The sequence below is a fragment of the Pseudomonas sp. LBUM1646 genome, from assembly GCF_059716165.1.
The window spans coordinates 6,666,112-6,680,446 of record NZ_CP166810.1 but is presented as its reverse complement, the minus strand read 5'-3'; the positions used below and the strand labels follow the sequence as shown (position 1 = coordinate 6,680,446).

15 protein-coding genes are annotated in these 14,335 nt (G+C 61.0%); 11 read left to right on the top strand and 4 right to left on the bottom strand.

The features are described from left to right. Window positions 1-290: 290 nt before the first annotated feature. From ACA071_RS30520 to rsd, 7 genes are all read left to right on the top strand, one after another. A complete protein-coding gene (locus ACA071_RS30520) occupies window positions 291-1,037 on the top strand; it encodes a LytR/AlgR family response regulator transcription factor (protein ID WP_497642403.1) in 747 nt (248 codons plus the stop codon). Between the two features lie 137 nt (window positions 1,038-1,174). Further along, window positions 1,175-2,116 (top strand): hydroxymethylbilane synthase, encoded by a 942-nt coding sequence (gene hemC / locus ACA071_RS30515; protein WP_497642402.1) that lies wholly within the window; start codon window positions 1,175-1,177, stop codon window positions 2,114-2,116. Next, a complete protein-coding gene (locus ACA071_RS30510; RefSeq protein ID WP_497642401.1) occupies window positions 2,113-2,880 on the top strand; it encodes a uroporphyrinogen-III synthase in 768 nt (255 codons plus the stop codon). Before hemC ends, ACA071_RS30510 begins: the two co-directional genes overlap by 4 nt. Before the next feature lie 16 nt (window positions 2,881-2,896). Beyond that, entirely contained in the window at window positions 2,897-4,039 is a 1,143-nt protein-coding gene (locus ACA071_RS30505) for a uroporphyrinogen-III C-methyltransferase (RefSeq protein ID WP_497642400.1), read from the top strand. Beyond that, a complete protein-coding gene (locus ACA071_RS30500; protein WP_497642399.1) occupies window positions 4,036-5,274 on the top strand; it encodes a heme biosynthesis protein HemY in 1,239 nt (412 codons plus the stop codon). The genes ACA071_RS30505 and ACA071_RS30500 overlap by 4 nt, the downstream gene beginning before the upstream one ends. A gap of 537 nt (window positions 5,275-5,811) precedes the next feature. Next, window positions 5,812-6,363, top strand: a complete 552-nt coding sequence (locus ACA071_RS30495; protein WP_497642398.1) for a disulfide bond formation protein B — start codon at window positions 5,812-5,814, stop codon at window positions 6,361-6,363. Window positions 6,364-6,540: 177 nt separating this feature from the next. Next, a complete protein-coding gene (gene rsd, locus ACA071_RS30490) occupies window positions 6,541-6,999 on the top strand; it encodes a sigma D regulator (protein ID WP_497642397.1) in 459 nt (152 codons plus the stop codon). Between the two features lie 60 nt (window positions 7,000-7,059). Here rsd and ACA071_RS30485 read toward each other — a convergent pair whose 3' ends face one another. Continuing rightward, the gene (locus ACA071_RS30485) at window positions 7,060-7,725 is read right to left on the bottom strand and encodes an FKBP-type peptidyl-prolyl cis-trans isomerase (RefSeq protein WP_497642396.1); all 666 of its coding nucleotides are present in this window, start codon (window positions 7,723-7,725) and stop codon (window positions 7,060-7,062) included. A gap of 192 nt (window positions 7,726-7,917) precedes the next feature. Here ACA071_RS30485 and ACA071_RS30480 point away from each other — a divergent pair, with 192 nt between their 5' ends. After that, the gene (locus ACA071_RS30480; RefSeq protein ID WP_497642395.1) at window positions 7,918-9,072 is read left to right on the top strand and encodes an AlgP family protein; all 1,155 of its coding nucleotides are present in this window, start codon (window positions 7,918-7,920) and stop codon (window positions 9,070-9,072) included. Here the strand turns inward: ACA071_RS30480 and ACA071_RS30475 are convergent. Then, window positions 9,069-9,533, bottom strand: coding sequence for a TIGR02444 family protein (locus tag ACA071_RS30475; protein ID WP_497642394.1), 465 nt, complete (start codon window positions 9,531-9,533; stop codon window positions 9,069-9,071). The two genes, ACA071_RS30480 and ACA071_RS30475, sit on opposite strands and share 4 nt — an antisense overlap. A gap of 50 nt (window positions 9,534-9,583) precedes the next feature. Between ACA071_RS30475 and ACA071_RS30470 the strand changes: the two genes are divergently transcribed. The 3 genes from ACA071_RS30470 to ACA071_RS30460 all read left to right on the top strand — a co-directional run bounded on the left by ACA071_RS30470 (window position 9,584) and on the right by ACA071_RS30460 (window position 12,823). After that, a complete protein-coding gene (locus ACA071_RS30470; RefSeq protein WP_497642393.1) occupies window positions 9,584-11,494 on the top strand; it encodes an ATP-binding cassette domain-containing protein in 1,911 nt (636 codons plus the stop codon). Beyond that, window positions 11,494-12,075, top strand: a complete 582-nt coding sequence (locus ACA071_RS30465) for a mechanosensitive ion channel domain-containing protein (protein ID WP_497642392.1) — start codon at window positions 11,494-11,496, stop codon at window positions 12,073-12,075. Before ACA071_RS30470 ends, ACA071_RS30465 begins: the two co-directional genes overlap by 1 nt. A gap of 115 nt (window positions 12,076-12,190) precedes the next feature. Beyond that, window positions 12,191-12,823, top strand: a complete 633-nt coding sequence (locus ACA071_RS30460; RefSeq protein WP_497642391.1) for a LysE family transporter — start codon at window positions 12,191-12,193, stop codon at window positions 12,821-12,823. A 162-nt stretch (window positions 12,824-12,985) separates the two neighbouring features. On the opposite strand, the gene ACA071_RS30455 is transcribed toward ACA071_RS30460, so the two are convergent. Continuing rightward, the gene (locus ACA071_RS30455; RefSeq protein ID WP_497642390.1) at window positions 12,986-13,729 is read right to left on the bottom strand and encodes a penicillin-binding protein activator LpoB; all 744 of its coding nucleotides are present in this window, start codon (window positions 13,727-13,729) and stop codon (window positions 12,986-12,988) included. Window positions 13,730-13,732: 3 nt separating this feature from the next. Then, on the bottom strand, window positions 13,733-14,323 hold the full coding sequence (gene lpoB / locus ACA071_RS30450) for a penicillin-binding protein activator LpoB (protein ID WP_497645408.1): 591 nt from the start codon (window positions 14,321-14,323) through the stop codon (window positions 13,733-13,735). Window positions 14,324-14,335: the final 12 nt, after the last annotated feature.

Genomic DNA, 14,335 nt, shown 5'->3' with positions numbered 1-14,335 from the left:
ATATCGCGCCGGCAACCGTCTACAGTTGGACATTAGGAACAGCGCACTTCTCTACGCTGCGGCTGACTATAAGAAGAGGGGGTGTTCGTATTGTGTATCAGCAAACCCTACGGCGATGCCTCGCCAACGCGGGCCCGGGCCGCCAATCGCCCGGCAGATGAAAATTTAGCCGCCGGTCTCGCGGCACTTTTTGGCCCTCGCGCCAGTCTTAGCGTGGATCGCGGTGACGGATGTCACTTCACCTGTCTACGCTATCCTTGTGCGAGACTCACGCAGGAATCCAGCGCAATATGAATGTCCTGATCGTTGATGACGAACCCCTAGCCCGCGAGCGCCTGAGCCGAATGGTCGGCGAACTCGAGGGATACAGTGTCATGGAGCCCGGTGCCACGAACGGCGAAGAGGCGTTGGCGCTGATCGACAGCCACAAGCCGGATATCGTGCTGCTCGATATCCGCATGCCGGGCCTCGATGGCCTGCAAGTGGCTGCGCGATTGTGCGAGCGTGAAGCGCCGCCGGCCGTGGTGTTTTGCAGTGGGCCGGATGAATTCGCCGCCGAGGCCTTGCAGGTCAGCGGCGTGGGTTTTCTGGTCAAGCCGGTGCGAACCGAGTTGTTGCTCGAGGCCTTGAAGAAGGCCGAGCGGCCCAATCGGGTCCAGCTCGCCGCCCTGACACGCCCGGCTGCCGAAACCGGCAGCGGCCCGCGCAGCCACATCAGTGCCCGTACCCGCAAAGGCATTGAACTGATCCCGTTGGGTCAGGTGGTCTACTTTATTGCGGATCACAAGTACGTAACCTTGCGCCACGAAGGCGGCGAAGTGCTGCTGGACGAACCGCTCAAGGCCCTTGAAGACGAATTCGGCGACCGTTTCGTGCGTATCCACCGCAACGCCCTGGTTGCCCGCGAACGTATCGAACGCTTGCAACGCACACCGCTGGGGCATTTCCAGCTGTTCCTCAAAGGCCTCAACGGTGATGCGCTGATTGTCAGTCGTCGTCACGTGGCCGGCGTGCGCAAAATGATGCAACAGCTTTAATCCGCCGATCACAGGCGGACTCCACACCCGATTCCGGACATTGAAGGCCAGGGAGGCCATGCAGTTTCTGATACAAGTCAAAGTGGATTTGGCTGAGCTGTTATTATCCGCCGTATCTATTCAGTACGGATTGATCCATGTCCTCTCGCGAAATCCGCATCGCCACCCGTAAAAGTGCGCTGGCCCTCTGGCAGGCCGAATACGTCAAAGCTCGCCTTGAAGAGGCCCATCCGGGCCTGTTGGTGACGCTGGTGCCCATGGTCAGTCGCGGCGACAAGCTGCTCGACTCGCCACTGTCGAAAATCGGCGGCAAGGGCCTGTTCGTCAAGGAACTGGAAACCGCGCTACTGGAAAACGAAGCCGACATCGCCGTGCACTCGATGAAAGACGTGCCGATGGACTTCCCGGAAGGCCTCGGTCTGTTCTGCATCTGCGAGCGCGAAGACCCGCGCGATGCCTTCGTTTCCAACACCTACGTCAGCCTGGATGAGTTGCCGCAAGGCAGCATCGTCGGCACGTCCAGCCTGCGCCGCCAGGCCCAGCTGCTGACTCGCCGCCCGGATCTGGAAATCCGCTTCCTGCGCGGCAACGTCAATACGCGCCTGGCCAAGCTCGATGCCGGCGAATACGACGCCATCATCCTCGCCGCGGCGGGTTTGATTCGCCTCGGTTTCGAAGACCGCATCACCTCGGCCATCAGCGTCGACGACAGCCTGCCGGCGGGTGGCCAGGGCGCGGTCGGGATTGAATGTCGCAGCGTCGACAGCGAAATCCACGCCTTGCTGGCACCGCTGCATCACCAGGACACCGCCACCCGCGTCACCGCCGAACGTGCCCTCAACAAACATCTGAATGGCGGCTGCCAGGTGCCGATCGCCTGCTACGCCGTGCTTGAAGGCGATCAGATCTGGTTGCGCGGCTTGGTAGGTGATCCGAGCGGTGGTCTGCTGCTCAATGCCGAGGCCCGTGCGCCGCGCGGTGACGCCGAATCCCTGGGCGTGCAGGTGGCCGAAGACCTGCTGAATCAGGGTGCCGGTGACATTCTGAAAGCAGTCTACGGCGAGGCAGGTCACGAGTGACCGGCTGGCGTCTGCTGCTGACGCGCCCCGCGGATGAGTCGGCGGCGCTGAGCAGCGCGTTGGCCGAGCGCGGGATTTTCAGCAGCTGCCTGCCGCTTTTGGAAATCGAGCCGATTGCCACCTCTGACACAATGCGCGAAGTGATTCGGGATCTGGATCGCTACTGCGCGGTGATTGTGGTCAGCAAACCGGCGGCCAGAATCGGCATCGATCTGGTCAAGCGGCATTGGCCGCAACCACCGCACCTGAAATGGTTCAGCGTGGGCGCCGCGACGGCACAAATCCTCGAGGACTTCGGGCTCGATGTGAACTTCCCGGTCGATGGCGATGACAGCGAAGCCTTGCTTGAGCTTGCGCTGTTGCGCGAGGCTATCGCCCGGCCTGATCCGCGTGTGTTGATCATGCGCGGGGAGGGTGGCCGCGAGTTGCTGGCTGAGCGTTTGCGCGAGCTTGGTGCTAGTGTCGAGTATCTGGAGTTATACCGTCGCGGGTTGCCGGTTTATGCGACGGCTGCGCTGTCAGACCGGATCCAGGCGGAACGCTTGAACGGGCTGGTGGTCAGCAGTGGACAGGGTTTCGAGCATCTGCATCAGTTGGCCGGTGATGCCTGGCCACGGTTGGCGCAGTTGCCGTTGTTTGTTCCAAGCCCAAGGGTCGCCGAGCTGGCACGTGCCGCCGGGGCTCAAACAATTGTGGATTGTCGTGGCGCCAGTGCCACGGCTTTGCTGACGGCGTTACGGGAGCAACCCGTACCCGTTCTCTAATGCAAAGGATGGATACGTGAGCGAAACAGTCTTGCCTAAAGATGACGTACAGCCGGTGCTCGATGCACCCGTTGAAACTCCACCACCTGCTGCGGTGCAGCGTAGAGGCAATGGACTGGCAATCGTCGCCCTGTTGCTGGGCGCCGCCGGTGTTGCCGTGGGTGGATGGGGAGTGTGGCAAGTGCGCCACCTGCAAGCCAATACCCAACAGCAGTTGAGTGAAGTCCAGGCGCTGAACGATCAGGCTCAAAGCCTCAAGCTCAATGATCAACGCTTGACCGCACGTCTCGAACAGCTACCTGCCGCCGATGAGCTGGAAGACCGTCGCCGTCTGGTGACGCAACTGCAAGGCGATCAACAACGCCTGAATCAAAAGTTGGAAACCGTCCTCGGTGCCAGCCGCAAGGATTGGCGCCTGGCCGAAGCCGAGCACTTGCTGCGTCTGGCCAGCCTGCGTCTTTCAGCGCTTCAGGACATCAGCAGCGCCCAGGCTCTGGTGCAGGGGGCTGATGAAATTCTCCGCGAACAGAACGACCCCGGCGCCTTTGCCGCCCGCGAGCAAGTGGCCAAGACCCTGGTGGCTTTGCGCAGCACCGAGCAGCCGGACCGCACCGGGCTGTTCCTGAAGCTGGGGGCCTTGCGCGACCAGGTGATCAACCTCACCGAGCTGGCGCCGGAGTACAAGGACCGTGGCGAATCCTTGCTGGGCCTGACCGCCGATGGCGACGGCGCCAGTCGCTGGGCGCAATGGTGGGATGAGGTATCGCGCTACATCCGCATCGACTTCAATGCCGACAAGAATGTTCGTCCGTTACTGGCCGGGCAAGGCCTGAGCCAGGTGCGTCTGGCCCTGAGCCTGGCACTGGAACAGGCGCAGTGGGCTGCGCTCAATGGTCAGGCACCGGTGTATACCCAGGCGCTGACTGAGGCGCGGGATGTGCTCAAAGGCAATTTCAATCCGGACAATCCGCAGAGCAAAGTGATGCTTGAGCAGGTTGCCGAGCTGAGCACGCAACCGGTCACGGTTATTACACCGGATCTGACGGGCACGTTGAGCGCGGTCCAGGGTTACCTGGAGCGGCGTAATGTGAATGCCGAAGATTCGATCAAACCGCTGGCCAAGCCTGCCGCGAACACTGCGCAGGAGGCCACGCCATGAAACGCCTCTATGTGATCCTGTTCCTGGTCATCGCCGCCGCCGGGGTGCTGGGGCTGGCGATTGCCGAGCATTCCGGCTACGTGCTGATCGCCTACAAGAGCTTCCGCTACGAGTCGAGCCTGTGGGCGACTTTGGCCTTGCTGGCGGTTCTCTGGCTGGTGTTCTGGGGCATCAAGGCGTTGGTTGAGCTGGTGACGACTTCCGGCGGTGTGGTCAATCCGTGGTCCCGGCGCAATCGCAGCCGTCGAGTACAAGTGGCAATCGAGCATGGTCAGCTGGACCTTGCCGAGGGTCGTTGGGCCAGTGCCCAGCGTCATTTACATCGGGCCGCCGAAGCCGAGCGCCAGCCGTTGCTGTATTACCTCGGCGCGGCCCGCGCTGCGAATGAACAAGGTCACTACGAGGAGTGCGACAAGCTGCTGGAGCGCGCCCTTGATCGTCAGCCCCAGGCCGAATTGGCAATTGCCTTGAGCCACGCGCAATTGCAGACCGACCGTGGTGATACCGACGGCGCCCTGGCGACCCTGGAAGCCATGCACGAGCGACATCCGCATAACGTGCAGACCCTGCGTCAGTTGCAGCGTCTGCATCAGCAGCGCGGCGACTGGGCGGCGGTGATTCGCCTGCTGCCGGAATTGCGCAAGGACAAGGTCTTGCCAGCGGCGGAGTTGGCTGAGCTGGAGCGCCGGGCCTGGGGTGAAAATCTCAATCTGGCGGCGCACCGCGAGGAGGATGGCGTCGTCGGTTTGCAGTCCCTCAATCGGGCCTGGCAGCAGCTCAGCACGGCGCAGCGCCAAGAACCGCCCCTGGTGCTGGCCTATGCCGAGCAATTGCGGCAACTGGGCGCGCAAGCCGAAGCTGAAGAGATTCTGCGTGCGGCGCTCAAGCGCAAGTACGACAGTCATCTGGCGCGTCTCTATGGATTGGTGCGCGGCAGCGATCCGTCGCGGCAGTTGCAAACCGCCGAGGGCTGGCTCAAGGATCACCCCGCTGATCCGAGTCTGCTACTGACCTTGGGCCGCCTGTGTCTGCAATCCAGCCTGTGGGGCAAAGCCCGGGATTATCTGGAAAGCAGCCTGCGCCTGCAGCGCAACCCGGAAGCCTGTGCGGAGCTGGCCAGGTTGCTGGCGCAACTGGGCGACACCGAACGCAGTAATCAGCTGTTCCAGGAAGGCCTCGGCCTGCTGGATGAGCGCCTGCTGGCGGCGCCATTGCCGGTAGCAGTCCGGGCCTGAGTCGACCATCAGTTGTTATGGTGAAGCCTGCGTTTTGTAGCAGCTGCCGAGCCTGCGAGGCTACGTTCGGCTGCGAAGCAGTCGCAAAACCTGAGTGCGCGGTTTTCCTGAGGCAGCGCGTCGGCTGATTTCACGACTGCTGCGCAGCCGAACGCAGCCTCGCAGGCTCGGCAGCTGCTACAAGCCGAACGCAGGCTCGCAGGCTCGGCAGCTGCTACAAGCCGAACGCAGCCTCGCAGGCTCGGCAGCTGCTACAAGCGAACGCAGCCTCGCAGGCTCGGCAGCTGCTACAAGCGAACGCGGGCTTTGGCAGCGGCTACAGGATGTAGTTTGAGCCGTGAACCAGTCGGCCAGCGTGCTGAATGTTTAGCTTTGTAGTCCCTGATCGGCATAGTCCTACAAAGGACTACACCGAATCCTTCCGTTCCTGTCGGGAATTCCCTACACCTCTGGTGAAGTGTCCGTGGTGGCCTGCCTTGAAAGGCTGGCGCGCTTTCCTCTACCGTAACCGCCTGTCTCTACTGTTACGGATTAGCCATGTCTTTGGCCTGCTCACGCTCCTTGTTTTTCATGGCTTTCATTGCAGGTGCCCTGGCCTTGGGCGTTTCGTATTACCTGGAATATGTGGTCGGGCTCAAACCTTGCGGGTTGTGTTTGTTGCAGCGGGTTTGCCTGGCGCTGCTCATGGTTGTTTGCCTGGTGGCCTCGGTGCATGGCCCGCGGCGATTCGGTTCTTTCGTTTATTGGCTACTGGGATTTTCCGCCAGCCTGGGTGGAACCGTCGCAGCGTGGCGGCAGGTGCTTCTGCAGAGTGATCCGCAGCAGCAACTCGCAGTCTGTTCGCCCAATCTGGATGGCGTGTTCGAGAGCATGCCCTGGACATGCGTCGTACATCGGTTGTTCAAGGGCACTGCCGACTGCGCCGAGATCTCATGGACTTTGTTTGACCTGAGCATCCCGGAATGGAGCCTGCTGTTCTTCGTCGCGATACTGATATTGGGTATTTATCAGTTGCTGCGCCATGTCTGGATCGCCTGTCAGCGACCGCCCAGCGGCGTGTCGTCGCATGGGGCTGTGGCGGGTGATTAAACACTTGTATGAACTTTATCTCCTGCGTACCTTGAAGCCATTGTCGTGCGGGCATAATCTGGCCCGCACGTGTCATTGGATTTATGTTGCTCGATGACGCTCTGCCTGGCCGATTCTTGACCTTCAAGGGTGCGACAGGTGTAGAGCAGCATGACCCACAAGGGAAGAGAGATCACCATGCTCGAAAGTTGTCAGAATGCTCAGGAACGCTGGGGTGGAGTGCATCTGCTGATCGACCGCTGGTTGCAGGAGCGTCACGAACTGGTTCGGGCCTATGATGCTCTCGGCGCCAAGCCTGAAGCTCTGGGCGAAAACCGCAAACCGTTGCAGGAATTCTGCGGCGTGCTGGTCGATTACGTTTCGGCGGGGCATTTCGAGATCTACGAACAGCTCACTGGCGAAGCCAAGGCGTTTGGTGACTCTCGCGGCCTGGAGTTGGCTGAGACCATCTACCCACGCATCGACGTCATCACTGAGAAGCTGCTCGCGTTCAATGATCTGTGCGATGCAGGCAAGTGTGTCGCCGAGAAATTCAAAGAGCTGGGTGGTCTGTTGCATGAACGCTTCGAACTGGAAGATTGCCTGATCGAAGTGCTGCACACTGCTCACAAGGAAGAGGATCCGGTTCAGGCCTGAACCCCTTCCTGCAACAACTGTAAACGGTGCGCTCTGCGCGCCGTTTTTCGTTTCCGCTATTCAGCTTGTGGCGCCGCGCAGTTCGACTTCGAACACCAGCGGCGTGAACGGCGCGATCAGGTCGCCGGCACCGTCGGCGCCATAGGCCTGGGCCGATGGAATCACCAGACGCCACTTCGCGCCCACCGGCATGTTTTGCAACGCGCTGCGCCAGCCAGTGATCACGCTGTCGAGGCTGAACCACTGCGGTTGGCTGTTCTGATCGAACACCGTGCCGTCGGGCAGGCGACCGATGTACAACACCTGAACCTTGCCGTTCGGTCCAGCCTTGGCACCGTTACCCGGGGCCAACTCCGTCAGCAATATTCCATCGTCCAGTTCACGAGCCCCGGGCCGGGCTTTTTCCTGAGTAAGAAAACGCTGCTCTTTTTCCAGGGCTTCTTCGGTTTGCGGTGCCGGCGTTTGCAACGCGACCTGGGCTTCGTGGTCGGCCAGGATCTGTTCAATCTGCGCGTCTTTCAGTGCCAGGGGTTTGCCTTGATAGGCTTGCTGCAAGCCTTCGACCAGTGCCTGAAGTTGCAGGTCCGGAACCTCCTGGCGCAGGCGTTCGCCGAGGCTTGCCCCCAGGCTATAAGCGAGATCGTGAGCATCATTTTCAGCGGTTTTTTCCGCGGCTTGTGCGACGGAAAAACACATCAGCAGGGATAAAAAAAGGTAACGCGACATGGGCACTCTCCGACCTGAGATGCGGGGGATTATGCCAGCGAGAATGGATTAAACGGTGAACTGCTTTTGCGCAGACGCAGAACATTTTCAATCCGTTGCAACGTAGCGCTTTGGATACTGTCAACATGGCCTAGCGGCGGTGTCAGCAGAGGTCTAGTATGAGCCGCATTCACGTCAGCCAGGAGGTAAACCATGTCGGCCACCAAGAAGCCTGTAAATACTCCGTTGCACTTACTCCAACAACTCTCGGGCAGTCTGCTCGAGCATTTGGAAACCGCTTGTTCCCAAGCCTTGGCTGATGCTGAAAAACTGCTCGCCAAACTGGAAAAGCAGCGCGGTAAAGCGCAAGAAAAACTGCACAAATCCCGTACCAAATTGCAGGACGCTGCGGCGGCCGGCAAAGCCAAGGCACAAGCCAAGGCGAAGGACGGAGTGAAGCAACTCGAAGACTTGCTCGATGCCCTGAAGGATCGTCAGTCCGAGACCCGCAGCTACATTCTGCAACTCAAGCGCGATGCTCAAGAAAGCCTGAAATTGGCCCAGGGTGTCGGACGCGTACAAGAGGCTGTCAGCAAGGCGTTGTCCCTGCGTTCGGCCAAGCCTGCTGCGGCACCTGCCAAGAAAGCCGCTGCCAAACCGGCTGCTGCAAAAGCAGCCGCCAAGCCTGCTGCCAAACCGGCTGCTAAAGCACCGGCCAAAGGCGCAGCAAAACCTGTAGCGAAAAAACCAGTGGCTGCCAGCGCTGCGAAACCAGCTGCTAAAGCAACTGCCGCCAAGCCAGCTGCTGCCAAATCGGCCACTGCAAGAACTGCAGCTGCCAAACCCGCTGTAGCGAAAACCGCGGCTGCCAAACCCGCTGCAAAAACAGCTGCAAAACCGGCAGCAAAACCAGCGATCAAAACCGCAGCAGCGAAACCGGCTGCCAAGCCAGTCGCTGCAAAAACCGCTGCCAAACCAGCGGCCAAGCCTGCTGCCAAACCAGCCGCAAAACCGGCCGCTAAAACCGCCGCTGCCAAGCCAACTGCGAAACCCGCAGCCGCCAAACCAGCGACCAAGCCGGCCACCGCCAGCGCTGCCAAACCAGCCGCGGCTAAACCTGCTGCCAAGCCAGTGGCTGCGAAACCGGCTGTAAAGCCAGCCGCTAAGCCTGCTGCAAAACCTGCGGTGAAAAAACCAGTCGCTGCCAAACCCGCTGCGGCCAAACCGGCTACCGCGCCAGTCGCCAAGCCTGCCACCCCGGCTCCAGCAGCATCGCCTGCTCCAGCCGCCACCACCTCGACCGCGACCGCCGCGCCAACCCCGGCCGCCGCTTCGGGCACTACCACCACCCCAACCAGCGCTTCCTAAGTGCCGGTTACCGCGACGCGCAGCTGATGCAGCGCGTCGCGGTCCAGGTTGGCGGCGCCTGCCGCCATACCTTCCAGCCAGGCCGATCGTTCGGTCGTCTCATCTTGCGGCCAACTTTCAGCCGTACGCTCCAGTTGCGATAACAGATGCCGTTCGGCTTCCAGCTCCAGTGTTTTGACTTGCTCGCGTAACGCATTGAGTTCTACGTCGTCCGCGGCGGCGGCTTTCCATTGCATGCGCAACGCTCGCAGCGGCTGCACGACATTCAACTCCCAAGGCCCGGCCACCTGAAAAAGCGCCTGCAAGCGTTGCTCGTCGCAGTTCACACCCCGTTGTTCCAGCCATAGCCCACACAGCAGCAGACAGACATTCACGCCCGCCGACTGCAATTGCAGGCACAAGCCTTCAACGCCGGGGCGGGCGTAAGTGTTCAGGGAAAAGCTCCACAGGTCAGAGGACATAGTGCTACTCGCGCCAGTTGCGAGCGAAGCTGGTAGACTCCGCCGCCATTATGATTCGACTTCAGAACCTGACTTTACAGCGTGGCCCGCAACGTCTGCTAGAAGACGCCGAGCTGACCCTGCACGCCGGCCACAAAGCCGGCCTCATCGGTGCCAACGGCGCCGGCAAATCGAGCCTGTTCGCCTTGCTCCTGGGTGACCTGCACCCGGACTCGGGTGATTGCTTGCTGCCGGCGGACTGGCGCATCGCCCACATGCGCCAGGAGATCGACACCCTTGATCGCATCGCGGTCGACTACGTGCTCGATGGCGACCTGCGCCTGCGCGAAGTGCAACGCGACCTCGCCGCGGCCGAAGCGGCCCATGACGGTGCCGCTCAGGCCCGCCTGCACGCCGAACTCGACAGCGCCGACGGTTACACCGCCGATGCCCGGGCGCGCAAGTTGCTGGCCGGTCTTGGGTTCACCAACGATCAGATGGACCGACAGGTAGGAGATTTCTCCGGTGGCTGGCGGATGCGTCTGAACCTGGCGCAGGCTTTGATGTGCCCCTCGGACCTATTGCTGCTCGACGAACCGACCAACCACTTGGACCTCGACGCCATTATCTGGCTCGAAGAGTGGCTCAAAAGCTATCCCGGCACCTTGATGCTGATTTCCCACGACCGGGATTTCCTCGATGCCGTGGTCGATCACGTGGCTCACGTCGATCAGCGCAAGATCACCCTGTATCGCGGCGGCTACAGCGCCTTCGAACGCGCCCGTGCCGAACGTCTGGCCCAGCAACAACAGGCCTATGAGAAGCAGCAGGCGCAACGCGCGCACATGGAAAGCTACATCGCCCGCTTCAAGGCCCAGGCCACCAAGGCCCGTCAGGCCCAGAGCCGGATCAAGGCGTTGGAGCGGATGGAAGAACTGTCCGCGGCCCACGTCGATTCGCCGTTCGACTTCGTGTTCCGTGAGTCGCACAAAATTTCCAGCCCGTTGATTGATATCTCCGATGCTCGACTGGGTTACGGCGAGCGCGCCGTGCTGGAGAAGGTCAAGCTGCAACTGACCCCCGGCGCGCGCATCGGTTTGCTCGGCCCCAACGGTGCCGGTAAATCGACCCTGATCAAAAACCTTGCCGGTGAGCTCGAGCCGTTGTCCGGTCGCTTGACCCGTGGCGAGAACACCGTGGTCGGCTACTTTGCCCAGCATCAGCTCGATTCGCTCGACTCCAAGGCCAGCCCGTTGCTGCACATGCAGCGCCTGGCGCCGACCGAGCGCGAGCAGACCCTGCGCGACTTCCTCGGCGGTTTTGACTTCCGTGGTGCGCGCATTGATGAGCCGGTGCTGAATTTCTCTGGCGGCGAAAAGGCCCGTCTGGCGCTGGCGTTGATCGCCTGGGGCCGGCCGAACCTGCTGCTGCTCGACGAACCGACCAACCACCTGGACCTGGAAATGCGTCTGGCGCTGACCATGGCCTTGCAGGAATTCAGCGGTGCGGTACTGGTGGTCTCTCACGATCGCCATTTGCTCAAAAGCACCACCGACAATTTCTACCTGGTAGCGGACGGCAAGGTCGAAGAGTTCGACGGCGACCTGGAGGACTACACCCGCTGGCTGGTGGAGTACCGTCAACGCAACGCGCCGGTCAGCAACACCCCGGTGAATCCGGACAAGACTGACAAGAAAGCCCAGCGCCAAGCCGCTGCGGCGTTGCGTCAGCAACTGGCACCGCACAAGCGTGAAGCCGACAAGCTCGAAGCCGAGCTGGGCAAGCTGCACGAGAAACTGGCGAAGATCGATGCCAGCCTCGGCGACAGCGATATCTACGAACCGGCGCGCAAGAACGAATTACGTGACCTGCTGGCCGAACAGGCCAAGCTCAAGGTGCGTGAAGCGGAACTGGAAGAGTCCTGGATGGAAGCCCTGGAACTGCTGGAAAGCATGCAGGCGGAGCTGGAGGCGTTGTCCTGATGGACGCCTTCAAATTGCCGCTGCCGGCGGTGTGGGTCGAGCCGATCTGGCTCGTCGTGCAAATCCTGCTGATCCTGCTGGCCGGTTACGTCGCCCAGCGCTTCGTCGCCAAATGCCTGACTCGCCTGGGCGAGCGCTACCCGTTTCCGCCGCAACTGCTGATGCCGCTGCGCGGTGGTTTGCGCTGGCTGATCATGGGCAGCGCGTTGATCTTCGTGCTGGAACGCCTTGGCGTTTCGGCCACGGTGCTCTGGACCGCGTTGTCCGGGTTCGTGGCGGTGGCGGCGGTGGCGTTCTTCGCCATGTGGAGCGTGCTCTCGAACCTGCTGTGCGCCATCCTGATCTTCACCGTCGGCCCGTTCCGCATCGGTGATGTGGTCGAACTGGTGGACACCCTCGACAAGCCGGGCGTCAAAGGCCGGGTAGTGGCGATCAATCTGCTCTTCACCACGCTGATCGAGGCCGAAGAAGCCGGGACCGGCAGTGCGATGGTGCAAGTGCCTAACAGTCTGTTCTTCCAGCGCTCGGTTCGACGCTGGCGCGGTAGCGATGTATTCCCTTCGAACGGTTTCGAAAAATAGCTGAAACGCCAATCACGCTGGTCGGCCGTGGTTCGGTCCTGCAAAAAATCGGTAGTCATCGGCCCAAAGCCGCATTAGCTTAGACGTCTGTCACGAGTCTGAGTCGAGGTGTGCAATGGTGCTTCAAACATGGCTGGCGTTTTTTGCCGCCTGCTGGGTTATCAGCCTGTCCCCCGGTGCCGGCGCGATTGCGTCGATGTCCAGCGGTCTGCGATACGGTTTCTGGCGCGGTTACTGGAATGCCCTGGGCCTGCAACTGGGCCTGGCGGTGCAGATTGCGATTGTCGGTGCGGGGGTTGGCGCCATTCTCACGGCTTCGGCAACAGCGTTCTATGCGATCAAATGGTTCGGCGTGGCGTACCTGGTTTATCTCGCGGTCAAGCAATGGCGGGCATTGCCCAACGACATGAGCGACGACACGGCGGTGCGGCAGATTGGCAAGCCGCTGGCCCTGATGTTCCGGGGTTTCCTGGTGAACATCAGTAACCCGAAGGCACTGGTGTTCATGCTGGCCGTGTTGCCACAGTTCATTGATCCGCATGCGCCGCTGCTGGCTCAATACCTGATCATCGGCGTCACGATGGTCTGCGTCGACCTGATCGTCATGGCCGGTTACACCGGGCTGGCGGCCAAAGTGTTGCGGATGTTGCGCACGCCCAAACAGCAGAAACGCATGAACCGCACGTTTGCCGGGCTGTTCATCGGCGCGGCGGCGTTCATGGCGACGCTACGTAAAGCGGTGGTGTAAAACCGTCAGGCACAAAAAAGGCGACCTTTTCAGGTCGCCTTATCGTTCCTACGCTGTGCGTGGGAATGCCTCAACGGACGCTCCGCGTTCGGCTTTGGATGGGACGCGGAGCGTCCCGGGCTGCATTCTCACGCAGAGCGTGGGAACGATCAGCGTCCAGACTCAGCGCAAAATCACCGGCGCCGTATCTTGTGGCAGGTTGTTGCGCTGCGGGGCTGGCCCCGGCTGCTCATAGCTCCCGCCGCCCAGCTGCTGGCTCAGTTGCGCCGCCACGTCCTCTCCCAACGCCTTGGACACTTCACGCACCACCCGCGGCCGGTTCAGTGAAACGTGGATGTCCCGGTCATTCACCAATTTGGTGTCCTGCGCTTCACCCATGGCGGTGAACGCCGAGGTGATTTCGTAGGTTTTGGTATTGATCAGGCTGAAGTCCGCCACCAGGGTCAACGCCAGCACCGCCGAATAGCTGTCGGTATTGGCCAGCTCGTTCATGTCCTGGGTGAAATCGATGTCCGACAGCGTGCCGAACAACACGTAATCGGCGCCCTTGAAGTCGCCAGCCTTGATGCGCTTGATCACGTCGTACACATCGCTCTTGGCGCTGGCCGTGTAAGGCGTGCCCTGAATCAGCTGGAACATCCCGGTCTTGAGCATTTCACCTTTGATGTCGCCGCTGAAACGCCGGATCTCGGTCTGCTCCAGGTAGCTGTTCTGTGTGCTGTACTCGTCATAACTGGACGAGCCACTGGCGCCGTAATAGTCCTGCTGCTGGTTGTCCCGTGCCGAGATGACGTGGACGTATTGATCCACGCTGGCCTCGTAGGCCAGGTCGGTGACCGCGATTTTCGGGCCAGCCTGGGCGCCAAACGCACAGGCCAGGGTGATGATGCCAATCCATGCACGCATTGCTTAGCGCTCCGTGGTTTTGCGGATTTCTTTCTCGTCCATCCACTCGGCCAGCCCGCTTTCGACATCGACCAATTGCAGGCTGAATTTGTAGAAGACGTCCTTGTAGTCGTTGCTGCGCTTGATGATCGAACTGATCGAGCCTTCCAGGCGGTAGCGGGCGGCGATCATGTTGCCGGTTTTGGCCACAGTACTTTTCTTGTACAAGCCACTCTGGTTTTGCAGCTTGAGGTGGTCGACCTGACTCTGCATATCGGTATTGTCGCTGGCAAAGCGGGCGGTGCCGGAGCGCATCAACTGGGTTTTGATCGACGTTGTGATCTCCCGCGTGTCGATGTACTCGCTGGTCTTGTTCATCACGTCGTACACCTGAACCACCGGACGGCCCTTCAGGACGCCGGACTGGGCGAGGGAACGGGTCATGCTCTCGGCGATCATTTGCAGGTCGGTCGAGCCGAATTCGTTGGTCACCAGTTCCACAGCTTTCGGATCGCCATAGCTGATGTTGCCACTGCCCAGCACTGGTGAGCGGTTGTCTGCGCAGCCACCGACCAGCAGCGTGGCCAGGGCGACGCAAGAGATTCGGGCAATCAGGGGCATGTTCGT